The 24,791-nt window shown below is 65.6% G+C and carries 20 protein-coding genes; 7 read left to right on the forward strand and 13 right to left on the reverse strand.

The genetic code is table 11. The features are described 5' to 3' along the window. Positions 1-120 precede the first annotated feature (120 nt). The 4 genes from IPJ87_16380 to IPJ87_16395 all read left to right on the forward strand — a co-directional run bounded on the left by IPJ87_16380 (position 121) and on the right by IPJ87_16395 (position 8,847). Entirely contained in the window at positions 121-723 is a 603-nt protein-coding gene (locus tag IPJ87_16380) for a Holliday junction branch migration protein RuvA (GenBank protein ID MBK7943425.1), read from the forward strand. A gap of 8 nt (positions 724-731) precedes the next feature. After that, positions 732-8,000 (forward strand): cell surface protein SprA, encoded by a 7,269-nt coding sequence (sprA, locus tag IPJ87_16385; GenBank protein ID MBK7943426.1) that lies wholly within the window; start codon positions 732-734, stop codon positions 7,998-8,000. 72 nt (positions 8,001-8,072) lie between these two features. Next, on the forward strand, positions 8,073-8,453 hold the full coding sequence (gene gcvH, locus IPJ87_16390; protein MBK7943427.1) for a glycine cleavage system protein GcvH: 381 nt from the start codon (positions 8,073-8,075) through the stop codon (positions 8,451-8,453). Positions 8,454-8,457: 4 nt separating this feature from the next. After that, complete coding sequence (locus IPJ87_16395) at positions 8,458-8,847, forward strand: VanZ family protein (GenBank protein MBK7943428.1); 390 nt, start codon at positions 8,458-8,460, stop codon at positions 8,845-8,847. Here the strand turns inward: IPJ87_16395 and cysN are convergent, their stop codons facing one another. The 12 genes from cysN to IPJ87_16455 form a co-directional block, all read right to left on the reverse strand. Continuing rightward, on the reverse strand, positions 8,848-10,086 hold the full coding sequence (gene cysN / locus IPJ87_16400; protein MBK7943429.1) for a sulfate adenylyltransferase subunit CysN: 1,239 nt from the start codon (positions 10,084-10,086) through the stop codon (positions 8,848-8,850). A 329-nt stretch (positions 10,087-10,415) separates the two neighbouring features. Further along, positions 10,416-11,321: a sulfate adenylyltransferase subunit CysD gene (cysD, locus tag IPJ87_16405; protein MBK7943430.1), complete on the reverse strand. Its 906-nt coding sequence runs from the start codon at positions 11,319-11,321 to the stop codon at positions 10,416-10,418. Positions 11,322-11,428: 107 nt separating this feature from the next. Continuing rightward, positions 11,429-12,034 (reverse strand): adenylyl-sulfate kinase, encoded by a 606-nt coding sequence (gene cysC, locus IPJ87_16410; GenBank protein ID MBK7943431.1) that lies wholly within the window; start codon positions 12,032-12,034, stop codon positions 11,429-11,431. Positions 12,035-12,093: 59 nt separating this feature from the next. Next, positions 12,094-13,755, reverse strand: coding sequence for an amino acid permease (locus IPJ87_16415; protein ID MBK7943432.1), 1,662 nt, complete (start codon positions 13,753-13,755; stop codon positions 12,094-12,096). 39 nt (positions 13,756-13,794) lie between these two features. Next, on the reverse strand, positions 13,795-15,027 hold the full coding sequence (locus IPJ87_16420; GenBank protein ID MBK7943433.1) for a dicarboxylate/amino acid:cation symporter: 1,233 nt from the start codon (positions 15,025-15,027) through the stop codon (positions 13,795-13,797). A 79-nt stretch (positions 15,028-15,106) separates the two neighbouring features. Beyond that, on the reverse strand, positions 15,107-16,903 hold the full coding sequence (locus tag IPJ87_16425; protein ID MBK7943434.1) for a tetratricopeptide repeat protein: 1,797 nt from the start codon (positions 16,901-16,903) through the stop codon (positions 15,107-15,109). Positions 16,904-16,909: 6 nt separating this feature from the next. Then, positions 16,910-17,800, reverse strand: a complete 891-nt coding sequence (locus IPJ87_16430; GenBank protein MBK7943435.1) for a substrate-binding domain-containing protein — start codon at positions 17,798-17,800, stop codon at positions 16,910-16,912. 3 nt (positions 17,801-17,803) lie between these two features. Continuing rightward, the gene (locus IPJ87_16435) at positions 17,804-17,971 is read right to left on the reverse strand and encodes a hypothetical protein (protein ID MBK7943436.1); all 168 of its coding nucleotides are present in this window, start codon (positions 17,969-17,971) and stop codon (positions 17,804-17,806) included. A gap of 46 nt (positions 17,972-18,017) precedes the next feature. Next, a complete protein-coding gene (locus IPJ87_16440) occupies positions 18,018-18,860 on the reverse strand; it encodes an energy transducer TonB (GenBank protein ID MBK7943437.1) in 843 nt (280 codons plus the stop codon). Positions 18,861-18,863: 3 nt separating this feature from the next. Beyond that, on the reverse strand, positions 18,864-19,514 hold the full coding sequence (locus tag IPJ87_16445; protein MBK7943438.1) for a biopolymer transporter ExbD: 651 nt from the start codon (positions 19,512-19,514) through the stop codon (positions 18,864-18,866). Between the two features lie 70 nt (positions 19,515-19,584). After that, positions 19,585-20,214 carry a biopolymer transporter ExbD gene (locus tag IPJ87_16450; protein MBK7943439.1) on the reverse strand — a complete coding sequence of 210 codons (630 nt, stop codon included), beginning with the start codon at positions 20,212-20,214 and terminating at the stop codon, positions 19,585-19,587. A gap of 76 nt (positions 20,215-20,290) precedes the next feature. Further along, positions 20,291-21,106, reverse strand: coding sequence for a MotA/TolQ/ExbB proton channel family protein (locus IPJ87_16455; GenBank protein MBK7943440.1), 816 nt, complete (start codon positions 21,104-21,106; stop codon positions 20,291-20,293). Between the two features lie 335 nt (positions 21,107-21,441). Between IPJ87_16455 and deoC the strand changes: the two genes are divergently transcribed. Together deoC and pyrC are read left to right on the forward strand one after the other, a co-directional pair. Next, a complete protein-coding gene (gene deoC / locus IPJ87_16460; GenBank protein ID MBK7943441.1) occupies positions 21,442-22,362 on the forward strand; it encodes a deoxyribose-phosphate aldolase in 921 nt (306 codons plus the stop codon). A gap of 21 nt (positions 22,363-22,383) precedes the next feature. Beyond that, on the forward strand, positions 22,384-23,427 hold the full coding sequence (pyrC, locus tag IPJ87_16465; protein MBK7943442.1) for a dihydroorotase: 1,044 nt from the start codon (positions 22,384-22,386) through the stop codon (positions 23,425-23,427). A 243-nt stretch (positions 23,428-23,670) separates the two neighbouring features. Here the strand turns inward: pyrC and IPJ87_16470 are convergent, their stop codons facing one another. Then, positions 23,671-23,808, reverse strand: coding sequence for a hypothetical protein (locus IPJ87_16470; GenBank protein MBK7943443.1), 138 nt, complete (start codon positions 23,806-23,808; stop codon positions 23,671-23,673). Between the two features lie 174 nt (positions 23,809-23,982). Here IPJ87_16470 and IPJ87_16475 point away from each other — a divergent pair, with 174 nt between their 5' ends. Next, on the forward strand, positions 23,983-24,645 hold the full coding sequence (locus IPJ87_16475) for a PorT family protein (GenBank protein MBK7943444.1): 663 nt from the start codon (positions 23,983-23,985) through the stop codon (positions 24,643-24,645). Positions 24,646-24,791: the final 146 nt, after the last annotated feature.

The following is a 24,791-nucleotide window of genomic DNA, read 5'->3' on the forward strand; positions in this document are numbered from 1 at the left end:
AAGCGCTGCCGCGCAGGTCCCGGATCGGGGGAAGCTCCTACATTCGCGCTTCCGAAAACCGCGCTGCATAGAAGGACCGCTACCCCGGAACATGCGAGCTGACCCCTTTCCGGGCGATCGATGATCGAGAGCCTGAGCGGAACCCTTTTGGAGAAGGCGCCCGGCCATGCCGTGGTGGAATGCCATGGTGTGGGCTATTGGGTCCAGTTGCCCGCCTCGGCCTACGAACTGCTTCCCGCCGAAGGCCGTCCCGTGCGGGTCCCTGTACACTATGCGGTCACCGTGGATGTGCGCAGCGGCCAGAGCGAGCACCGGCTCTTCGGCTTCATCAACGCCCAGGAACGGGGCTTGTTCAGGCAGTTGATCACCGTGCAAGGGGTAAGCGCCACGCTGGGGATGGCCCTGCTGGGCGCACGAAAAGCCGAGGACCTGCGGGGCGCTATCGTGGCCGGGGACGAGAGCGTTCTGCGCGGCATCAAGGGCATCGGGCCCAAGCTGGCCCAGCGCATCATCGCCGAGCTGGGTCCGGCCTTGGCCGGTGCTGCGTTCACCCCGGCCCCAGCGGCGGGCAATACGGTCCGGTCCGAGGCGTTATCGGCCTTGGTCTCCCTGGGGCTTGACCGGGTGAAGGCCGAGCGCGCACTGCAAGGGGTGCTCAAGGAACATGCGGACGGACCACCGCCATTGGAGGAGCTGATCAAGTTGACGCTGAAGAACCTGTGAATCGGTCCGTGCGCACGAACGGGGGCCTTATCAGCGCCCTTTACACCGGGTGGCCCCAGCGCCTGGTGATGCTGCTGGCCCTGCTGCTGGCCCTGCCGGAACTGGCCGAGGCCTCCATGGACCTCGGGTTCCTGGTGCAACAGGTGGATAGTCCCGAGGTGGAGCTGGTGTGGCCCATCAACAGCGATCCAGGCACCGGACAGAGCGACGGCGGGGTGGACCTGCAGGACCCGGAGAACATCGAGAGCGAAGTGATCTACGACCCGGTCACCGGTCAGTACATCCTCAACAGCAGCGTGGGCGGTTCGTTCGACTACCGCCCACCGATGAGCATGACGCTGGATGAGTACCTGCAGTACGACATGGAGCGCGCCATGCAGACGTACTGGACGGAGAAGAGCGAGAGCGAGTCGGAGCGTGCGGCCAAGGGCTTGATCCCTTCGCTGAACGTGAAGGGTGAACTGTTCGACCGGATCTTCGGGGGCAACACGATCGACATCCGGCCGCAGGGGTCGGCGGAGATCATCTTCGGGGTCAACGTGTCGAAGACGGAGAACCCGCGGATCCCGGTGGACCAGCGGCGCATCACCACCTTCGACTTCGACCAGCGGATCCAGTTGAACCTGACGGGCAACATCGGTGACAAGCTGAAGATCAACACCAGCTACAACACCGAGGCCACCTTCGATTTCGAGAACCAGGTGAAGCTGGACTACACGGGCTACGAGGACGAGATCATCCAGAAGATCGAGGCGGGCAACGTGAGCCTGCCGCTCCAGGGCCAGCTGATCCAGGGCAGCCAGAGCCTCTTCGGCATCAAGACCGAACTGCGGTTCGGGCGCCTGACGGCCACCGGCATCTTCAGCCAGGAGAAGGGGCAGCGGCGCAACATCCAGACCCAGGGCGGTGCGCAGACCACCAACTTCGACATCAAGGCGGATGAGTACGAGGCCAACAAGCACTATTTCCTGGGCCACTTCTTCCGCGACCTCTACGAGCAGAGCCTGCGCACCCTGCCCACGGTGAACAGCCCCATCCAGGTGACGCGTGTGGAGGTGTGGGTGACCAACACGCGCTTCGATTTCGCCCAGACGCGCAACATCGTGGCCTTCACCGACCTGGGGGAGAACGCCGATGCGGCCGCCATCGCCGCGGGAAAGGTGAGCGGCGACCTCCCTCCGGGTCTGCTGGTGGACCTTCCAGGCAGCGGCATCGCCGACAATTCGGCCAACTCGCTCTACCAGACCGTGGCGAACAACCCCGCCATCCGGGGCTTCGCCAATTCGAGCCAGGCCCTGCAGGCGCTGGGCGTTGTGGCCGCGCGCCACTTTGAGAAGCTGGAGAGCGCCCGTCTGCTGCAGCCCAACGAGTACAACCTCAACGACCGGCTGGGCTTCGTCAGCCTCAACCAGAGCCTCAACAACGACGAGGTGCTGGCCGTGGCCTACCAGTTCGTGTACAACGGGCAGACCTACCAGGTGGGCGAGTTCAGCACCGACGGCGCCACCGGCACCAGTGCCTTGATGCTGCGCCTGTTGAAGGCCACCATCACCAACCCGCGCATCCCGCTGTGGGACCTGATGATGAAGAACGTGTACTCCCTGGGCGCCTTCCAAGTGAACCGCGAGGACTTCCGGCTGGACCTGATCTACAACAACCCCACCACCGGGGTGGACCTGAACTACGTGCCACGCGTGCCGATCGACCAGATCCCGCTGCTGCAGGCGCTGAGCCTGGACCGGCTGGACCCGCAGAACGCGCCCAACCCCGATGGCTGGTTCGACTTCATCGACGGGGCGGCCACCACGGGCGGCACCATCAACAGCCAGAACGGGCGCATCTACTTCCCCGTGCTGGAACCCTTCGGCACCACGCTGGACCAAGCCCTGGACCCCGAGCAGCCTTTGGCCATCCGGCAACAGATCGTGTTCCAGGTGCTGTACGACAGCACCAAGGTGGCCGCGCAGAACCAACCTGAGCTCAACCGATTCCGCCTGAAGGGCAGCTACCGCAGCGCCAGCAGCGACGTCATCAGCCTCAACTCGGTGAACATCCCGCAAGGCAGCGTGGTGGTGACCGCCGGCGGGGTGCGACTGGTCGAGAACCAGGACTACACCGTGGACTACAACCTGGGCCGCGTGAAGATCATCAACCAAGGGATCCTCGAGAGCGGCACGCCGATCAACATCAGCCTGGAGAGCAACTCGTTGTTCAGCATCCAGACCAAGACCCTGGCCGGTGCGCGCCTCGACTTCCGGGTGAACAAGGACCTGACCATCGGCGGCACGGTGATGAACCTCTACGAACGGCCGTTGACCCAGAAGGTGAACGTGGGCGATGAGCCGATCAGCAACACCATCGTGGGCCTCGATGCCAACTGGCGGACGGAGAGCAACCTGATCACCACCCTGGTGGACAAGCTGCCCTTCTTCGCCACCAAGGAGATCAGCACGGTGAACGCCAGCGCCGAAGCCGCCTACCTGATCCCCGGGCACAGCAAGGCCATTGGCAACGCCGGCACCAGTTACATCGACGACTTCGAGGGCAGCGTGAGCACCATCGACCTGCGCCAGCAGAGCCTCTGGTTCCATGCGGCCACCCCGCAGGGTATCGACCTCTTCCCCGAGGGCGACTACATCAACGACCTGCGCACGGGCTTCCACCGGGCCAAGCTGGCTTGGTACGTGATCGACCCGCTCTTTTTCCGCAACAACAACCTCACGCCGTCCAACATCACCGGCGATATGCAGGCGGACCACCGCCAGCGCGAAGTGCTGGAACTGGAAGTGTTCCCCAACCGGCAGTTGCAGGCGGGCGCGCCGGCCAACATCCCCGTGCTGGACCTGGCCTACTACCCCCGCGAACGCGGCCCGTACAATTTCACCGTGAACGGGCTGGACCAGGACGGCTTCCTGCTCGACCCTGCGGACAGTTGGGCGGGCATCACACGGCGGATCACCACCACGGATTTCGAGGCCAGCAACATCGAGACCATCCAGTTCTGGATGATGGACCCCTTCAGCGAGGGCACGGGCGCGGGGAGCAACGAGGACAGCCAGAACAGCACGGGCGGCGACCTGTACATCGACCTGGGCAACATCAGCGAGGACGTGCTGCGCGACAGCCGGAAGAGCTTCGAGAACGGCCTGCCGCCCGACGGCACCGACCTGAGCTACACCACGGGAGAGACCAACTGGGGCGTGGTGGCCACCACCCAGAGCGTGGTCAACGCCTTCGCCATCACCGAGGACAACAGCAACCGGTACCAGGACGTGGGCCTGGACGGATTGAGCGACCAGCAGGCGGATGTGGAGGGCCGTACCGAGCAGAGCAAATACCAGACGGACTACCTGCAGCCGGTGGCCAGCGTGGTGACCAACGCGTCCGCCCTGGCGCGCATCAACGCCGACCCCTCGGCGGACAACTACCGCTTCTTCCGCGGCGACGACTACGACGGCAACCCGCTGGCCGACATGCTCTTCCGCTACAAGGAGTTCAACGGTCCGGAGGGCAACAGCATCACCGACGTGGACAGCCCGGAGGACTATCCCACGCAGCAGACCACCCTGCCCACCACCGAGGACATCAACCAGGACCAGAACCTGGCGGAGAACGAGAGCTACTTCCAGTACAGGGTGAACCTGCGGCCGAACGATCTCCAGGTGGGCAGCGGCTACGTCACCGACCGCGTGCTGGGCACGCACCCCATCAGCGGCAAGCAGGTGTACTGGTACCAGTTCAAGGTGCCCATCCGCCAGCCGGACCGCGTGGTGAACGGCATCCAGGACTTCCGCAGCATCCGCTTCATGCGCATGGTGATGCACGGCTGGCCGCAGGAGGCCGTGCTGCGCTTCGCCCGGCTGGAGTTCATCCGCGGCGAATGGCGCAAGTACTTCTTCTCCCTGGAGACGCCGGGCGAGGGCATCGGCACGGACCCCGACCCCACCACCTTCGAGGTGGCCGCGGTGAACGTGGAGGAGAACGGCAACCGGGTGCCCATCAACTACGTGGTGCCGCCGGGCATCCTGCAGGAGGTGGACGTGGCCAGCGCCAACCTGCGCAACCTCAACGAGCAGAGCCTGCAGCTGCGCACCTGCAACCTGCGCGACGGGGACGCCCGCGCCGCCTTCCGCAACGTGCAGTTCGACATCCGCAGCTACAAGAAGATGCGCATGTTCATCCACGCAGAGAGCTCCGACGCGGGCAATCCGGTGGAGTACGGCGACGTGAGCGTGTTCGTACGGCTGGGCAACGATTTCGACCAGAACTACTACGAGTACGAGGTGCCGGTGGTGCCCTCGGCCTTCGGCAACAACGATCCCAGCAGCGTGTGGCCCGAGGCCAACAACATGGTGATCGAGTTCGCCAAGCTCAATGACGTGAAGATCGAGCGCAACCGCGACGGATTCCCCACCAACCAACGCTACGTCCAGTTCGAAGGCGACCGCCGCATCGTGGTGAAGGGCAACCCCAACCTGAGCCAGATGCGCACCGTGATGATCGGCATCCGCAACCCCAAGAAGGACGGTGTGGAGGCCAATCCCTGGGGGATCGATGATGGGCTGAGCAAGTGCGTGGAGGTGTGGGTGAACGAACTGCGGCTCACCGACTTCGACCAGCGCGGCGGCTGGGCGGCCATCGGCCGGGTGAACACCACCCTGGCCGACCTGGGCACCCTGAGCGTGGCGGGCAACTACAGCACCCCCTTCTGGGGCAGCATCGACAAGCGCGTGAGCGAGCGCCAGCGCGAGACCAAATACGGCGTCGACCTGGCGGCCAACCTGGAGATGGGCAAGTTCCTGCCCGAGGAGAGCGGGGTGAAGGTGCCCGTGTTCGTGGGCTACAGCGAGCAGGTGAGCAACCCGCAGTTCGACCCCCTGAACCCCGATATCGAATGGGACGATGCCACGCGGAACCTCACCCCCGAGGAGCGGAAGGAGCGGCTCAAGCAGGTGCGCACCTACACACGCCGGCGCAGCATCAACCTCACCAACGTCCGCAAGGACCGCACGGCGGGCAAGAAGGAGCACTTCTGGGACGTGGAGAACCTCTCGCTCACCTACAGCTACGCCGACCAGGAATTCCACGACGTGAACACTGAGTTCGATAACACGGTGACGCACCGGGGTGCCCTTGCCTACGTGCACAACCCCAAGCCACGCGAGGTGAAGCCGCTGGCGAACATCAGCCTCATCAACAAGAGCAAGTGGCTGAAGTTGTTCAAGGAGTTCAACTTCAACCTGGGCTTCAAGCAGCTCAGCCTGCGCAGTTCGATCGACCGCGGCTACAACGAGCGGCTGATCCGGGCGAACCCCGACATCGCCTCGCTGCCTCCGCGCCCCACCTACAACAAGAACTTCAACTGGAACAGCCAGTACGGCTTCCGCTACGAGATCACCCGCAGCCTGAAGGTCGATTTCACCGCCAACAACAACGCCATCCTCGGCGAGCCGCCCGGCCGGGTGGACCCCAAGGTGAAGGGCGAGTACGAGGTGTGGAAGGACAGCGTGCTCACCAGCCTCAGCCAGTGGGGCGAGACCACCGGCTACGACCACACGGTGAACGTCACCTACACGCTGCCCTTCGACAAGCTCCCCCTCACCGATTGGATCACCTCCAATGCGGCGTATGCGGCGGGCTACCAGTGGGACCGGGCGCCCTTCACGCAGGACACCCTGGGCGCGGTGATCCAGAACTCGCAGAACATCAGCATCAACGGCCAGCTGAACTTCGTGAGCCTCTACAACAAGTCGAAGTACCTCAAGAAGGTGAACGACAAGGGCCGCACGAGCAACCGCAGCCAGAGCAACAAGGCCAAGGCGGGTGACAAGCCCAAGGAGGAGGAGAAGGACAAGGAGAAGGACAAAGGGGAGGACAAGGACAAGAAGGAGGGCGGGTTCAAGCCGCTGGATGCTTTCGCTCGTGTGCTCATGAGCATCCGGAACGGCAACATCACGTACAGCCAGAACTCGGGCATGCTGCTGCCGGGCTATGCGCGCAAGACCAACGTGATCGGGATGGACGACTTCGCGGCACCGGGCTTCGGCTTCATCCTGGGCCAGCAGAACCACGACGTCAGCGATGCCGTGGTGCGCGATTATGCCTCCTACGCCGCCGGGCAGGGATGGCTGGTGCAGACGCCCTCCATCTTCACACCGCACACCCAGACGCGCACCGAGAACATCAACGCGCGCCTCTCGCTGGAGCCGTTCAAGAGCATGCGCATCGAGCTCAGCGCCAACCGGGTGTACAGCGAGAACCGCAGCAGCTTCTTCCGGTGGAACGACTCGCTGGGCACCTACGTGAACGACAGTCCGCGCGAGTTCGGCAACTTCAGCGTCAGCACCATCACCTGGGGCACCGCCTTCAGCGTGGACGACGACAACTTCGTGAACCCGATCTTCCAGCAGATGCTGGAGAACCGGGCGATCGTCAGCGAGCGCTTGGGCCAGGAGCGGGAGGGCAGCGTGTTCGTGCCCGATAGCGGCTATTACTCGGGCTATGGGCCCACCAACCAGGACGTGGTGATCCCCGCCTTCCTGGCCGCTTACACCGGCCGCAGCGCGAGCAAGGTGACCACCAACCCGTTCAAGTTGATCCCGCTGCCGAACTGGGACGTCACGTACGACGGGCTGTCACGGATGAAACCCTTCAGCAAGTGGTTCCGCACCTTCACCGTGAAGCATAGCTACCGCAGCACCTTCAACATCGGGAACTACCAGACGAACCTGCTGTTCGTGGAGGGCGCCGGTGAACTGGACGCCGCGTTCAACTACATCCCCGAGCGGCAGATCGGCGTGGTCACCATCACCGAGGTGATGCGGCCGTTGCTGGGGGCCGATGTGACGCTGCAGAACAGCCTGCTGGCCAAGTTCGAGTACAACCGCGACCGCAACCTGAGCCTGAGCGTGAGCAACTACCAGGTGACCGAGGTGCGGGGCAAGGAGTACGTGTTCGGCACGGGCTACCGGTTCAAGAACGTGAAGTTCCCCGTCACCATCGGCGGCAACCGGCCCAAGAGCGACCTCAACCTGCGGGTGGACGTGAGCATCCGGCAGAACAACACCGTGATCCGCAAGATGCAGGAGGGCCAGAACCAGGTGACCGCCGGGCAGAACATCACCTCCATCAAGGCCTCGGCGGACTACGTGATCAGCCAGCGGCTCAACGTGCGCCTGTTCTACGAGCGCGTGGTGAACAAGCCGGTGATCTCCACCTCCTTCCCCAGCTCCAACAGCAACTTCGGCCTCAGCCTGCGCTTCACCCTCACCCAGTAGGGGTGACGGCGGCCCGATGGCCGACGCCCGATCCCGCCTATTTTCGCCGCGCAACGCAGAACACCGCACCCGATGAACTTCCCCGCAGACCTGAAGTACACCAAGGACCACGAGTGGATCCGCCTGGAGGGCGGGGAGGCCGTGGTGGGCATCACCGAATTCGCCCAGGGCGAGCTCGGCGACATCGTCTTCGTGGACATCGGCACCGAGGGCCAGGAGGTGGACGAGCATGCGGTCTTCGGCACCGTGGAGGCGGTGAAGACGGTGAGCGACCTGTTCATGCCGGTGAAGGGCACGGTGCTGGCGGTGAACGCCGGCCTGGCCGACGACCCCGCGAGCGTGAACAAGGACCCCTACGTCTCAGGCTGGATGGTGCGGATCAAGCCGGCGAACGTGGCCGATGTGGCCGCGCTGATGAGCGCCGACGAGTACCGCGCCCTGGTGGGTCACTGAGCCCATGCTGCGCCACCTGCGCTGGGCCCTGCTCTGGGCCATGGCCATCCTGGTGCTCTGCCTGATCCCCGGCCGGAGCCTGCCCCAATGGGGCTGGTTCGACCTGCTGGATCTGGACAAGCTGGTGCACGCCCTGCTCTTCCTCGGGCAGACGGTGTTGCTGGCCGCGGCTTTCCTGGGCCGCGGACGTCCGGTGTCCTACCTCGCCTGGGCCGTCGGGCTCAGCGTGGCCTATGGCCTGGGCACCGAGGTGCTGCAGGGGCTGCAGGCCCTGGGCCGCCGCACGGACCCCATGGACATGCTGGCCAACACCATCGGCGCGTTCAGCGGAGCCTGGTTCGTGGCCCTGCGCCGACGGAAGGGACGGGCCATCGTACCGGCCTTCCTCCGTTGATCACACGATCATCCCCGCCGCCACCGTCTCGTTGGTGCCCTCGTCGATGAGGATGAGGCTGCCGGTGTAGCGGTTGCGGCTGTAGGTATCGAAGTGCAGCGGCACGGTGGTGCGCAGTTGCACGCGGCCGATGTCGTTCATGCGGATGGTGGGGTCCTCCGCCTTGTGCAGGGTGCTGATGTCCATCTTGTACTTCACCTCCTTCACCATGCACCGCGCCTCGCGGCTGGTGTGTTTGAGGGCGTACTTGCCCCCCGGCTGCAAAGGCCGCTCGTTGAACCAGCAGAGCATCACGTCGATGTCCTGGCTGGTCCCGGGCACGTTGTTGGGGCTCACCAGCATGTCGCCGCGGCTGATGTCGATCTCGTCGTTCAGTGTGATCACGGCGCTCTGCGGGGCGAAGCATTCCTCCACCTTGTGCTCGCCGATGTGGATGCTCTTGATGGCGCTCTGGAAGCCGCTGGGCAGCACCTGGATGGCGTCGCCCGTGCGGAAGACGCCACCGGCCACGCGCCCGGCGAAGCCGCGGAAGTCGTGGTGCTCGGTGGTCATGGGGCGGATCACCGTCTGCACGGGGAAGCGGCGGTCGATGTGGTTGAGATCGCCCGCGATGTGGATGTTCTCCAGCAGGTACATGAGGGTGGGGCCCTGGTACCACGGCATCCGCGCGCTGCGCTCCACCACGTTGTCGCCCTTCAGCGCACTGATGGGGATGTAGCGGATGTCGCGCACCTCCAACTTGCTGCTGAAGTCCTCCAGCTCCTTCTGGATGCGGGTGAAGGTGGCCTCGTCATAGTCGACCAGATCCATCTTGTTGATGCAGAACACCAGGTGCGGGATGCCGAGCAATGACGCGATGAAGCTGTGGCGGCAGGTCTGTTCCAGGATCCCTTTGCGTGCGTCCACCAGGATGATCGCCAGGTTGGCCGTGCTGGCGCCTGTGACCATGTTGCGCGTGTACTGGATGTGTCCCGGCGTATCGGCGATGATGAACTTGCGCTTCGGCGTGGCGAAGTACCGGTAGGCCACATCGATGGTGATGCCCTGCTCGCGTTCGGCACGAAGGCCGTCCGTCAGCAGCGACAAGTCGACCTCGCCTGATCCACGCTTGGCGCTCGCACGCTCCACCGCCTCCAGCTGGTCCTCGAAGATCTGCTTGGTGTCGAAGAGCAGGCGACCGATCAAGGTGCTCTTACCGTCGTCGACGCTGCCTGCCGTGGTGAACCGCAGAAGATCCATGTCGAGGTAGCCGTGGGTGGAAGTGTCCTTCATCGTTCGGTGTCGGGGGTAGCGATCTTTCTTCTATGGAAGAGCAAGTATTGGCCGACTAGAAGAACCAGGCAAATACCGAGAGCAACATGAGGAAGGAATGTTGGCCACGCATCGAGGACGACCATGCGATACAAGACGACGAGAGAATAGCACGCGAGGAGCATGAGCAATGCAGTCCACGTGAGCTCCGCGATCTTTCTCCCTCGAAGAGCCATACGCACGGACGCGATCATCAGCCCTATCGCTACCAGGCCAGGTAGGACACCCCACAGGAGCAATTCAGGGTCCATCGCGTGCTAGAAATAACCCTCCTTCTTCCGGTCCTCCATCGCCGCTTCGCTTCGCTTGTCATCCATGCGGCTGCCACGCTCGGTCACGCGCGAGGACGCCACCTCCTCGATGATCTCCTCCAGCGTGCTCGCCGGCGAATCCACTGCGCCGGTGCAGCTCATGTCGCCGATGGTGCGGAAGCGCACGCGTTTCTGGTAGGGCTTCTCTTCCGGCTTCAGGCGCATGAAGGGCGAGTTCGCATAGATCACGCCGTCGCGATCGAAAACCTCGCGCTCGTGGCTGAAGTAGATGCTGGGGATCGGGATCCTCTCGAGCAGGATATACTGCCACACGTCCATCTCGGTCCAGTTGCTGATGGGGAAGGCGCGGAAGTGCTCGCCGGGACGCTTCTTGCCGTTGTAGAGGTTCCACAGCTCGGGCCGCTGGTTCTTGGGGTCCCACTGGCCGAACTCGTCGCGGTGGCTGAACACGCGCTCCTTCGCCCGGGCCTTCTCCTCATCACGGCGGCCGCCACCGATGGCGCAATCGATCTTGTGCTTCTCGATCGTATCGAGCAGGGTCACGGTCTGCAACTTGTTGCGGCTGGCGTAGTACCCCGTTTCCTCCTGCACGCGGCCGATGTCGATGCTCTCCTGCACACTGCCCACGATGAGCTTGGCGCCGTGCTCCTTCACCAGGTCGTCGCGGAAGATCATCGTCTCGGCGAAGTTGTGCCCGGTGTCCACGTGCACCAGGGGGAAGGGCACCTTGGCGGGGTGGAAGGCCTTGCGCGCCAGGTGGAAGCACACGATGGAATCCTTGCCGCCGCTGAAGAGCAGCGCGGGGTTCTCGAACTGTGCGGCCACCTCGCGCAGGATGTGCATGCTCTCGCTCTCGAGCTCCTTGAGGTGCGTTAATCGGTATGAATGCATGGTTCAGTTCGTTTTCACCACAGAGGCACAGAGCGCACAGAGAAGGTCAATGCGAACGGATGGGAATTCCCTCCGTGCCCTCCGTGCCTCTGTGGTGAACGCATTTGTCAGCTGCGAGATGCGCGGGGCATCACGAATTGGAAGAGCTCGAACGCGCATTCCTCTTCCGCGCGTCCGACGGTTGAGATGCGCACGGTGGGGGAAATCGGCGCCTCGAATGGCGCGCTGATGCCCGTGAAGTCCTTCACCTCGCCGGAGCGGGCCTTGGCGTAGAGCCCCTTCACGTCGCGGCGCTCGCACTCCTCCAGCGGGGTGTCGATGAAGACCTCGATGAAGTCGTCCGCACCGATGATGGCCTTTGCCTGCTCGCGGATGGCGATGGAGGGCGAGACGAAGCAGCAGATCACCACGGCGCCGTTCTGCACGAACAGCTTCGCCACTTCAGCGATGCGGCGGATGTTCTCCGTGCGGTCGGCCTCCGAGAAGCCCAGGTTGCTGTTGATGCCGGTGCGCACGTTGTCGCCGTCGAGGACGATCGAATGCACCTGCGAGGCATGGAGCATGCGCTCCAGTTCCCGGGCGATGGTGGTCTTGCCGCTGCCGCTGAGGCCGGTCATCCACACCGCGGCACCGCGCTGACCGAGGAGCGCCTCCTTGTCGGAGCGCTGGAGCAGGCGGTCGAACACCGGGTGGATGTGCGCGGGGGAGGGCATGGTGCGAAGGCCCGCGAAGGTACGCGATCACCCGTGGGAAACCCGCGCCGGACGCGGGGTCAGAGGGTGCGTGGCAGGCGCGCCAACCGGCTGTGGCGGTAGCCGTAGGCGAAGTAGCACACCAGGCCGATGACGAGCCAAGTGCCGAACCACTTCCAGTTGCTGGCGGCCATGCCGGTGAGCAGGTAGCAGCAGGAGGCCAGGCCGAGGACCGGGATCAGCGACCAGCGGTGCACGAAGCTCAGGGCGGCCATGCCGACGCAGAGCGCCCAATACACCAGCAGGGGGATGCGCTGGTCGCCGTGCTGCCCGGCAGGGTCGAGCAGGTCGCTGAAGTAGCCGGGGACGCCCAGGCGGACGAGCACCACGGCCAGCAGCAGGAGCGCGGGCACGATCCAGCGCCCGTTGATGTGCGGCAGGTGGAAGCCGGAGGGGCCGCGTTCGCGGCGGGGCATCAGCAGCACACCGCCGCAGACCAGCACGAACGCGAACAGGGTGCCGATGCTGGTGAAATCGAGGATGAAGGCCTCGTCGGTGAACAGGATGGGCACGCCCACCACCAGGCCGGTGACCAGGGTGCTGAAGCCGGGGGTGCGGTAGCGCGGGTGGATGCGGGCGAACGGCTTGGGCAGCAGGCCGTCGCGGCTCATGCTCATCCAGATGCGGGGCTGGCCGAGCTGGAAGACCAGCATCACGCTGGTCATGGCCACCACGGCGGCGATGCTCACCAGCAGCAGCATCCACTTCACCCCGCGCAGGGCGAAGACCTCGGCCAGCGGGTCGCTGACGCCCAGCTGGGCGAAGGGCACCATGCCGGTGAGCACGAGGGCGAGCAGGATGTAGACGACCGTGCAGATGACGAGGCTGAGCATCATGCCGCGGGGCAGGTCGCGCTGTGGGTCGCGGCTTTCCTCGGCCAGGGTGCTCACGGCGTCGAAGCCGATGTAGGCGAAGAAGACGGCGCTGGCCCCGGCCATCACGCCACCGAAGCCGTTGGGCAGGAAGGGCGTCCACCGGTCGATGTCGACATACGCGATGCCCACGCCGATCACCAGGACGATGATGACCAGCTTGACGATGACCATGATGTTGCTGGCGTTGCGGCTTTCGCGCACACCCACGTAGCACAGCGCGGTGATGAGGACGTTGATGGCGAAGGCCGGCAGGTCGAGGATGATGCGCAGACCGGCGATGAGGGGGGCGGTGGTCCAGGCGGTGAGGCCTTCACCGGCGGTGCCGGCAAGCGCTGCGTCGTGCGCACTGCGGTAGTTGATGGTGAGCCATTCGGGCAGGTGCAGGCCGGCGGCGTCGAGCAGGTTGGTGAAGTAGCCGCTCCAGCTGAAGGCCACGTAGATGTTGCCGATGCTGTACTCCATGAGCAGGGCCCAGCCGATGATCCAGGCGAAGAGCTCGCCGAAGCTCACGTAGGCATAGGTGTAGGCGCTTCCGCTGGCGGGAACGCGGGCGGCGAACTCGGCGTAGCACAGGGCGGTGAAGCCGCAGGCCACCGCGCACAGCACGAAGAGGAGCACCACGCCGGGGCCGCCGCTGGCGCAGGCCTGGCCCATGCTGCTGAAGCTGCCGGCGCCGATGATGGCGGCGATGCCGAAGAAGGTGAGGTCGCGCAGGGTGAGGTGTCGGCCGAGCGCCGCTCCGCCGTGGATCTCACCCTCCGGAGCAGCGTCGTGCGTAGCGGGTTTGCGGCGGAAGAGCTGGTTCATCCCGGATCGGTCTTTCTTTCCCTTCCCTCGTTGGTCGTTCTACTTCTCCAGCATCCCCTCCCACTTGCTCACCACCACGGTGGCCACGGCGTTGCCCACCACGTTGGTGGCGCTGCGGCCCATGTCCAGCAGGTGGTCCACGCCCAGCAGCAGCAGCAGGCCGGCCTCGGGGATGTCGAAGAGGGCCAGGGTGCCGGCGATCACCACCAGCGAGGCCCGTGGCACGCCGGCGATGCCCTTGCTGGTGACCATGAGCACGAGCAGCATGGTGAGCTGCTGGCTCACGCTCAGGTCGATGCCGTAAGCCTGCGCGATGAAGAGGCTGGCGAAGGTCATGTACATCATGCTGCCGTCCAGGTTGAAGCTGTAGCCCAAGGGCAGGATGAAGCTGACGATGCGGTTGGGGCAGCCGAAGCGCTCGAGGTTCTCCAGGGTTCGGGGGTAGGCCGCTTCGCTGCTGGCGGTGCTGAAGGCCAGCAGCAGCGGGTCCTTGATGCGGCCGATGAGGGTGCCGGTGCGGCGGCCGATGATGGCCCAGCACACGAGCAGCAGCACCACCCACAGCAGCACGAGGCCGAAGTAGAACTGCAGGATGAACCTCCCGTAGTCCCACAGGATGCCGAAGCCCTTCTGGGCGATGACGGCGGCCATGGCGCCGAAGACGGCGAAGGGGGCGGCGTTCATCACCATGCCGGTGACCTTGAGCATGACGTGGCCCAGGCTGTCCATGGCCTTCACGATGGGCTCGCCCTTCTCGCCGGTGGCGGCGCAGGCCACCCCGAGCATCAGGGAGAAGACCACGATCTGGAGGATCTCGTTGTGGGCCATGGCCTCCACCACGCTCTTTGGGAAGACGTGGGTGATGAAGCTGCGCAGGGTGAAGGCCTCGCGGTCGATGCCGGCGCTGGCGTCGGCGGGGGGCAGGGGCAGGTGGAGGCTCACGCCCGGTTCGAAGAGGTTCACCAGCAGCATGCCCAGGAGCAGGCTCACCAAGCTGGCGCTGATGAACCATAGCAGGGCGCGGCCGCCGATGCGCCCCACGCTGCCCAGGTCGCCCAGTTTGGCCACGCCCACCACCAGGGTGCTGAGCACCAGCGGGGCGATGATCATCTTCACCAGCCGCAGGAAGATGTCCGTGAGGATGGAGATGTGGTCGCTGAAGGCGGCGATGGAGCCCTCATCCGGGAAGGCGGCGCGGTAGCCGGCCCCCGTGGCGATCCCCAGCACCATGGCGATGAAGATCCACAGGGTGAGCCGGTTACTGCTGGTCATGCGGGGCAATGTACGCGCCGCGTTCCGGCCATGAAAAAGGGAGGCCGTGGCCTCCCTTCTCCGATGTCGGTGGCGCTGCCTACTGGGCGGGCAGGGTGCAGTCCTTGGCGCTCACGCCCTGAAGTTCCTTGGTCAGCAGCATGTCCATGCCCTGCTTGGTGTTGCTGGTGCCGGCGTTCAGGGTCTTCAGCTGTTCGAACCAGCACTTGGCCATGCCCATGTCCTTCTCCTTGCTGAAGTGGTAGAAGCCCAGGTAGAAGTAGGCCTCCTCCAGGTCCACCTTGTACTTGGCCTGGTCCTCGGGCTTGATGCGGCGCACCACGTCCTCATAGTAGGGCCGGGCCTGCCAGGTCTGCTTGTCGGGGTCGAGGCCCACGTTGGCCCGTGCCCGCCCGAGGAAGCCCTGGTGCAGGTTGGGCTGTTTCTCGCAGTACACCGTCCAGGCGCTGTCGGCGGTGGCGTACAGCTTGGCCTTGTTGGCGCTGCTGCCCAGGTAGTAGTAGTCGTTCACCTCGGGTTTGCCGCTGGCGATCTTCTCCCGGAAGGCGTGCGTGGCCAGGTCGTGGCGCTTGGCCTTGCCGAAGGCTTTGCCGGCCTCGGCGAAGAGGTAGGCCTTGGTGCGGTCCATGCGGGCGGCCTTCAGGTAGCTCTCGGCGGCCAGCGAGTCCAGGTCGGGGCCCAGGGCCGGCGGCACCGGGGCCTCGGCGGTGCCGGGGGGCGTGGGCGTGGTCGGCACCTTGGCGGCGAGCCCTGCGTAGATCTTGCCCATGTACTCGTGGTCGGTGGCGATCACCTTGTCGGCGGGCTGCTCGGCGAAGTAGGCCTCCATGGCGGCACGCGCCGCGGCGAAGTCCCCGGCCTCGCAGCGGGCGTAGCCCTCGATCCGGCGCAGGTTGTTGTCCTTCACACCGGTGCCGCGCACCGCGTCGATCTCGGCGATGCTCTCGGTGTACTTGCCCACCAGGAAGAGGAACTTGGCGTAGCGTACACGCGCGCTGATGTTGCCGGCGTTCAGCTCCAGGTACTTGGTGTAGTCCGCAGTGGCCTTGTCGTAGGCCTTGGTCATGAAGAGGGCTTCGGCACGGCCGCTGTAGGCGGGGGCGAAGGAGGGGTCGATGGCCACGGCGCGGTCGTATTCGGCCACGGCGGCCTCGTAGTTCTTGGCGCGGTGGTACATCAGGGCCTTCCTGGCCACGGGCCGGGCGGCGCTGGGCATCAGTTCGGCGGCGCGCTTGTAGGCGGCCACCGCCTCGCTGGCATCGAAGGAGCCGCGGGCCACCAGCAGGTCGCCGTGCAGCACGTGGGCGTCGGCGTCGTTGGGGTTCAGTTCGATGGCCTTGTCCACCTGGGCCAGCGCGGTGGCCACGTCCGGGTCGGGACCGGCGCCGTACGCATCAGCCACTTCACGGTAGGTGAGGGCCTTCAGCTCCTTGGGGTGCTTGGCGGTCTTGTCCTCGGCCAGGGCGATGGCCTCGTTCAGCTTGGCCTTGGCCTCTTCGCGGCGGGCCTGGGCCTCCTGCAAGGCGCCACCACTGGCGTCGTCGGGGATGCCGCGGGTGAAGAGCACCTTGCCCAGGCCGGCGTGGTTCAGCGGGTAGCGGGGGTTGAGGTCCGCGCCCCGGCGGTAGCAGAGCTGCGCGCTGTCCGGCTGTTCGTTCTCCCAGTAGTTCTCACCCATGAAGTACCAGGTGGCGCCGTCGTTGGGCGTGGCGGCCAGCAGCTTGCGGAAGGCCGTGGTGGCGGCCTCGAACTGTTCACGGTCGGTGAGGCGCTGGGCGTCCAGCAGGGTCTGGGCCTCCGTGGTGGCGGTGAAGGCGGTGAGGCTGAGGCCGGCCAGCAGGCCGATGTGGAGGTGGCGTTCTTTCAGGTGTTCCATCGTCATTCAGGGGGTCACGATCATCACTTCGCGGGCAGGCACGTGCGCTGGGGCGAGGCCTTTCTTGAGGAGGATGCGTTGACCCTTGTGTCCGGCCACAAAGGAAGCGAACCCCGTGCCAAGCCCGCTCTTGCCCTCGGTCACCAGCATCATCAAGGGCCGCCGCAGGGGGTAGCGCCCGTCCTTCAAGGTGCCCTGGGTGGGCACCAACGCCGGGCCCTGGCCAGCGTGGACGGGCACCAGCCGAAGTCCGTCGCGCAGCGCGCGGCAGGCGGGGTCGTCCAGGTCGCTCAACAGGCTGAAGGCGAGCAACCCGATGGAGGCGCTGTCGGTGCGCAGGCGCTGCACCAGGTCCTCCGGCCCCCGGGCCAGCTGCACCTTGAGGGGCTGGTCGGTGGCCCCCGTCCACAGGCTGTCCACCAGGGTGCGCGCCACCCCGCTGCCAGCGTCGTCCAGCAGGGCGGTGCAGGGCCGGTCGCCAAACCGGCCGTCGGTCAGGATGCCGCGGAGCTCGTCGAGGCTCAGGCTGTCGGGGCCGGCGGGGTGGCTCAGCACAGCGATGGCCTCAGTGGCCACGGCTTCGGTGAAGGGGGTCAGCTGCCGGGTGCGGAAGTAGGCCTGCTGGTCACCGCCGGGGAGGAAGGTGCCGAAGACGGCCCGTACGCTGTCGTTCAGCATGGCCTGAACGAGCTGGCGTTCAGGCAGGTAGCGCACCTCGATCCGGGCCTTTTCGTACAGGGCTTCGAAGGTGGTGCGCTGGTCCTCGATCACGGGTCGGAGGTCCTGGTCGGCCAGGACGAGCACGTGGCCGAAGGTGGGGCTGTCGTCGCTGCGCGGGTCGGGCGGGCCGCTGCGGCAGGCGGCCAGGAGGAGCATCAGCAGGCCGGGGCTCCGCATGGTTCAACCGGTGTGCGTGTCGGAGCGGCGCTTGCGCCACCACATCCCCAGGCGCAGCAGGCCGTAGCCCACCAGCACCAGCGCCAGGGCGGGGCGGTAGCTGGGCAACACGTCGCTGGCGAAGGGGGTGAGGCCGATGACGAGGCCGGCCAGCATGTAGAAGCCGGACATGCCGACGGCGAAGGCGGTGCGCACGTCCATCGCCCGGCCCGGCGCCTCAGCGCAGGTCGAAGTTGATGGGGATCACGTACCGCACCTTCACGGGGCGGCCGTTCTGCTTGCCGGGGCTCCACTTGGGGGAGGCCTTCATCACGCGGGTGGCCTCCTTGTCCAGGCCGGCGCTCACGCCACGCACGGTGCGCACCTCGGTGATGGTACCGTCCCTGTCCACGACGAACTCCACGAAGACCCGGCCCTCGATGCCCTGTTCCGCCTCCATCTGGGGGTACTTCACGTTCTTGCCGAGGTACTTGTAGAACTCGGCCTCACCCCCGGGGAAGGTGGGTTTCTCCTCCACGGCGGCGAACATCATCACCTCCTCCTCCACAGGCGGGGGCGGTGGCGGGGCGTCCTCACCCTTTTCGCCCTCCTGGGTCACGGTGCTGGCGGTGGTCTCCTCCAGGACCTCCTGGGTGGGGGGCGGTTCCTCGACGGGCTCGTCCACGGCCTCCAGGGCGGTGAACTGCACGGTCTCGATCTTGGGCGGCGGAGGCACCTCTACAGGCGGAGGAGGGGGTTCCTCCTTCTTCTCCTCCTCGAAGAGCTCGAGGTTCACGTCCACGATCTTCTTGGCCTCCACCACTTCCTCTTCGCCGCCACCGAGGGCTTCGATGATCTTCGGGGTGCCGATGGCCAGCCCGAAGAAGGCTACCGAGCCGCCCACGGCGATCATCAGCCGCTTCACGTAGTCGCGGCGGAGGACGAAGGCGCCGTAGGCCTGGTTGCGGCCCTCGAACACCAGCTGGTTGCGCACCGAGGTGAGCACGTTGTTCCAACTGAAATCCAGCGTCATCACCAGGGAAAGGACCAGCAGGATGCCGGTGATCAGGAGGTATTCCATGGCTCAGAGGGTTGCTTTCTCGGCGTCGAGCAGCAGCTGTTCGGCGGTCTTCAGGCTGTCCAGCACACCATAGGAGCCGATGCCGCTGATGTCCATCTCATCGACGATGTCGATCATGTTGCGGTACTTGGCGTCCTTGTCGGTCTTGATGATGGCCTTCAGGTTGGTGGGTTCGCCCTTGGTCTTGCGCCGCAGGCTGTCGTAGGCGGCCTCGTCGATCTTGCCGGTGTTGAAGTCGCGTGCCAGCTGATTGAGCTTCTCCACGGCCTCCTTGTTGCGCTCCAGCAGCACTTGACGCACCTTGCTGAAGTCGGTGCGGGTGAGGGCGGTGGGCGGCTTGCCGCTGCCGTCGGTGGGGGTGTGGAACTCGCCCAGGTAGTAGAAGATCTGGTCCTTGGCGGTGAGGATGAGCGTGATGGCGTTGCTCAGCTCGGTCTTTTTGTCGTCCGTGGGGTCCTCGTCCGGCACCGGGAAGGTCATCTGCAGGGTGCTCGGTTTGTACATGGTGGTGGTGAGGATGAAGAAGGTGAGCAGCAGGAAGGCCAGGTCCACCATCGGCGTCATGTCGATGCGGGTGCTGCCCTTCTTGGCGCGTTTCTTCTGGTGGCGTTTTCCGCCGCCGCCTTCTTCGCCTCCACCGGGTGCGTCTGCCATGGTCGGGTCTCGTTGGGCGGGTCGTTCCAAGGCCCCGTACACGCATGCACGGGAATGGTTCGACCGGCTGTTACATCCGTGATTCCTCCAGGTCGGTGATCATCTTGAAGCGGTTGATCTGGATCCCCGGGGATTGGAAGATCCGGATCACCTGCGCCACCTTGGAATAGTTGGTGTTGCCGTCGGCCTTCAAGGCCACCAGCGGGTTGATGCCCGCCTCTTCGTAGAACAGCAGGCGCGTGGTGATGATCCAGTCGCGCAGCTGGTTGTTGGTGCTGTCCGTGGGAATGCCTTTGAACTGCAGGTCGAACTCCTTGCGGGCCGCACCGGTGGGCAGGGCCAGGTAGGCGGGCAGCTGCTGGATGGGGATGCCCACGGCCCCCACGTTGGCGAACTTCACCTTGTCCTCGTCACTGGGGCTGTAGTTGATGCGCTTGCCCATCTCCTCGAGCACCTTGAGGCGCACCTTCTTGTCGGTCATGTCCCAGTACACCTTGCCGGTGCTGTCCACCACGATGGTCATCAGGTTCTCCGTGGGGATGGGGCTCTGGCTCATGGACGAGGGGGTATCCACGGCCACGGCCTCTTCCGGTCGGAACTGGGCGGTGAGCATGAAGAAGGTGACCAGCAGGAAGGCCAGGTCCACCATGGGGGTCATGTCCAGCTCCGGGCTCTTCCGGGGCATCTTCAGCTTCGGCATGCGTCGGGGGTCTGGTTGGTTGACGGTGAACGCCCGGCCGTCCGGGGGTGGACCCCGGCGGACGGTGCCGCGCCGATCACTTGTGGGAGGCCAGGGTCTGGCTCACGCTGAAGCCCGCCTCATCGATGCCATGGGTGATGGCGTCGATCTTGGTGCTGAAGAAGTTGAACATGATGATGGCCACGCACGAGCCGGTGATCCCGAAGGCCGTGTTGATGAGGGCCTCGGAGATACCGGTTGAAAGGGCGGAGGCGTCCGGCGTGCCGGCGGTGGCCAGCGCGCTGAACGCGCGGATCATTCCGAGCACCGTTCCGATCAGGCCCAGCAGGGTGCTGATGCTGGCGCAGGTGCTCAGGATCACCAGGTTCTTGCTCAGCATGGGCAGTTCCAGGGCGGTGGCCTCTTCCAGCTCCTGCTTCACGGCCTGCAGGCGGGTCTCCTTGTCGTGCGACGCATCACGCAGCACCTGCTTGTATTTCTGCAGGCCGCTGCGCATCACGTTGGCCACGCTGCCCTTCTGCTCATCGCACACGTTCACGGCCTCGTCCACCTGGTCGTTGGCCAGGAAGCCGCGCACCTGGCCCAGGAAGGCCTCGATGCGGCCCTTGCCCTTGGCCCGGTTCAGGGTGATGAAACGCTCCACCGAGAAGATGATGATGATGAGGTTGACGCTGATGAGGATGGGCACGATGAAGCCCCCCTTGTAGATGGTGCCGTAGAGCCGGCCGGGGTTCTCCGCGATGGGATGGCCCTTGATGGGGTCGCTGTTCTCGAAGTTCGCCGGATCGCCCAGGACGAACATGTAGATCATCACGCTGATGATCAGCACCAAGGGGAACACAATGGCCACGAAGAGGCTCGAGCCTTTCCCGGTGGACGTTTCGTTGCTCATGAGAAGAGGGGTCGGGTTTGCGGTTGGAGGCGTTGGTCGGTTCCGTGCGGTCGCCCGGGAGGAACGCCCGGGGCCGGTCAAGGGTTTGTGTTCAACAGGGGGGCAAACATAACAAGTCTGCCCATCCGGGCATGTTAACCCGGTGTGACCTGTGCCGGCCCCGTTGGCCGCGGGTTTCGGGCTTCCGCAGAGGCGTGGGGTGCGCGGTCGCGGGCATGGCGGTGCCGAAGTAACGGCCGCGGTCCCTCGCTTCGTCCACGGGTCCGGCGCGGAGCGGGGAACGGCAGGGCCTGGAAAAGGAACGGCGTCACCGGCCGTCGGGCTATCTTGGCCGCATGTCCACCAAGACCCTCGCGCCCGCCCGCGCCGTGCCGGTCACCGCGCCCACCATCGACCAGGTGGGCATCGAGGAGCGCGTGGCCCGCATCAAGGCCCGCAGCATCAAGAAGGAGACCAAGGTGCAGGGCATGAAGCTCGCCCTCAGCATGATCGACCTCACCACCCTGGAGGGCGCCGATACGCCCAGCAAGGTGAAGCAGCTCTGCTACAAGGGCATGCACCTGCACGACCAGCTCCCCGGTCTACCCACGGTCGCCGCCATCTGCGTGTACCCCACCATGGTGAAGGTCGCCAAGAAGGCCCTGGGCGATAGTGGGGTGAAGGTCGCCTCGGTTTCCACGGCTTTCCCAAGCGGACAGGCGCCTATGAACGTGAAGATCTCCGACACCAAGTTCGCGGTGAACCAAGGCGCCGACGAGATCGACATGGTCATCAGCCGCGGTCATTTCCACAGCGGCGACCACCACTTCGTGTTCGACGAGATCGCCGCCATCAAGGAAGCCTGTGGCGAGGCGCGCCTGAAGGTGATCCTGGAGACCGGCGAGCTGGGCACCTACGACAAGGTGCGCCTCGCGAGCGACATCGCCATCGCGGCGGGCGCCGACTTCATCAAGACCAGCACCGGCAAGATCAACCCGGCCGCCACCATGGAGGTGACGCTGGTGATGCTGCACGCCATCCGCGACCACTACCTGAGGACCGGGCAGATGATCGCCATGAAGCCTGCGGGCGGCATCCGCACCAGCAAGCAGGCCCTCCACTACCTGATGATGGTGAAGGAGGAACTGGGCCCCGATTGGCTCGATCCGAACTGGTTCCGCTTCGGCGCCAGCAGCCTGGCCAACGACATCCTGATGCAGTTGCAGAAGGAGGCCGACGGGCACTACCAGAGCGCGGACTACTTCAGTGTGGACTGAAGCAGCCCATCGCCCGACCCCATGGACCGCCTCACCATCACCCGCCCCGACGACTGGCACATCCATCTGCGCGATGGTGGTGCGCTGGCCACCACGGTGCCCCATGCCGCGCAGGTGTTCGGGCGTGCGATCGTCATGCCCAATCTGAAGCCGCCCGTCACCACGGTGAAGGACGCCATCGCCTACCGGGAGCGGATCATGGCCGCGGTGCCCGCGGGCAGCGCCTTCCGGCCGCTGATGACGCTGTACCTCACGGACCGCACCGCGCCGGCCGAGATCGCGCTGGCGAAGGAGAGCGGGGCGGTCACCGCGGTGAAGCTGTACCCCGCCGGCGCCACCACCAATTCCGATTCGGGCGTCACCTCGCTGGAGCTCTGCACCCCGGCGCTGGAGGCCATGCAGCGACACGACATCCCCCTGCTCATCCACGGGGAGGTGACCGATGCGGACATCGACATCTTCGATCGGGAGAAGGTCTTCCTGGACCGGCACCTGCGGCCCATCACGCAGCGCTTCCCCGAGCTGCGCATCGTGCTGGAGCACATCACCACGCGCGATGCCGTGCAGTTCGTGGAGGACGCTTCGCCCAAGGTGGCGGCCACCATCACCGCCCACCACCTGCTGCTGGACCGCAACGACATGCTGGCGGGCGGCATCCGTCCGCACCTCTATTGCCTGCCCATCCTGAAGCGCGGCACGCACCGCGAGGCCTTGGTGGCCGCGGCCACGAGCGGCAACCCCAAGTACTTCCTCGGCACCGACAGCGCGCCCCACGCCCGGCCCACTAAGGAGACGGCCTGCGGCTGTGCGGGTGTGTACACCGCGCATGCGGCCATCGCCCTCTATGCCGAGGTCTTCGAGCGGGCAGGGGCGCTGGACAAGCTGGAGGCCTTCGCGAGCTTCCACGGCCCGGATCATTACAAGCTGCCGCGCAACACCGATCGCATCACCCTCACGCGCCGCGAGGTGCCCGTGCCCGCCACCTTCCCCTTCGCCGGGGAGGAGCTGGTGCCCTTCCGTGCCGGAAGCACGGTGGGGTGGAGCGCGGCGCCGTCCGAGTCGTGATCATGGCACCACGAGGCTCCGCCGGGCCTCGCTTCGGCCGGGTATCGGCCCGTGGGATCGAGCTTGATCGGCGCGCCGCCAGGATGCGTGTCGCACCCTCACCGTCCAGCGCGCAGGACAGGGTATCGGACGCAGGCGATATCGGGTCCCCACAAAGGGCGAGACCCGGTCGCTGAACACGCAGCGCCGGGTCTCTGTCGGACGGGTCGCATCTGCTCCGGTGCGACGGTCGTCCGGTGCGGTCTAGGGATACAGCCACGCGTTCAGCCCCAGCAGCCCGGCCAGGCAAAGCAGCAGGGCCAGCCACCAAAGGACGGCCCGCGTGCGCGCACCGCGGGTGGGCACGTGGGGGTCGTTGGTGTGCAGGGGCATGGAACGCATGTGAGGACAAAGCTCCACGACCGGGAGGACCTGGAACAGGGGGTTTCCACGTGGGTGGGGGCAGGGAAAACCACGTGGGTGAGGGTGGCCGGAAGTTCCGTATCCTCCGCCCGAAGCAGGTCGCCCGCAATAGGAGCCCCTCCCGGTCGTTCATTGGTGCGGAACGACAAGCCCATGCGCACCCTGATCACCCTTTCGCTCATCGTGCTCACCACCACCAGCTCCTGGGCCCAGGACGGGCGCTGGCAGCTCGGGGTCCAGGCCGGCCCAGGACTCTCGTGGCTGCGCGGCAACCGGCTCATCAACCGCTCGGACGCGCTCTTCGGGCCTGCCGCAGGGCTTACCGTCCAGGTCGACCTGTCGAAGCGGTTCGGCGTCCGGCTCGGGGCCGGCTACCAGCGCAAGGGCATGCGCGAGGAGGTGACCCTGACCGATGTGAACGGCACCCCGGTCCGGGTGGTGAGCAGCCGCAACGCGATGGATCATCTCGTGGTGCCCGTGATGGCACAAGTCTCCTTCGGCGACCGGGCCCGCCTTGTGATCGCTGCCGGGCCGTATGCCGGGTTGTTGATGCGCTCGCGGCGATCATTCGGTGATGAACGGGACTACCCCACGGTCGACAACACGAACGAACTTGAGCCCTGGGACCTGGGCGTGAGCGCGAGCGTGGGTGGCGCCTTCGACGTCAGCGGTCATATCGTGCTACGGACCGAGGTCCGCTACGACAAGGGCCTCACCAACATCAGCGCGCTGCCCGTGGTGGACGATGGCAGCATCCGCACCCATGCCGTGAGCCTGTTGGTGGGCTGCAGCTACCGCTTCGGGAAGGCGCTGTAAGCGCTCCGGGGCCATATGCTTAGAGCGCATCTCAAAAATGCCCTTCGGGCTCCGCGAGGATCATTCGCGCCCATGCGTCGTTGTCGAGCCCTCACAGAGTACCCGACTATACACGGGTTCGACGCCTCGCCTGAACGCGGGATCCC

This window comes from Flavobacteriales bacterium (genome assembly GCA_016713875.1).
Lineage (GTDB): Bacteria > Bacteroidota > Bacteroidia > Flavobacteriales_F > PHOS-HE28 > PHOS-HE28.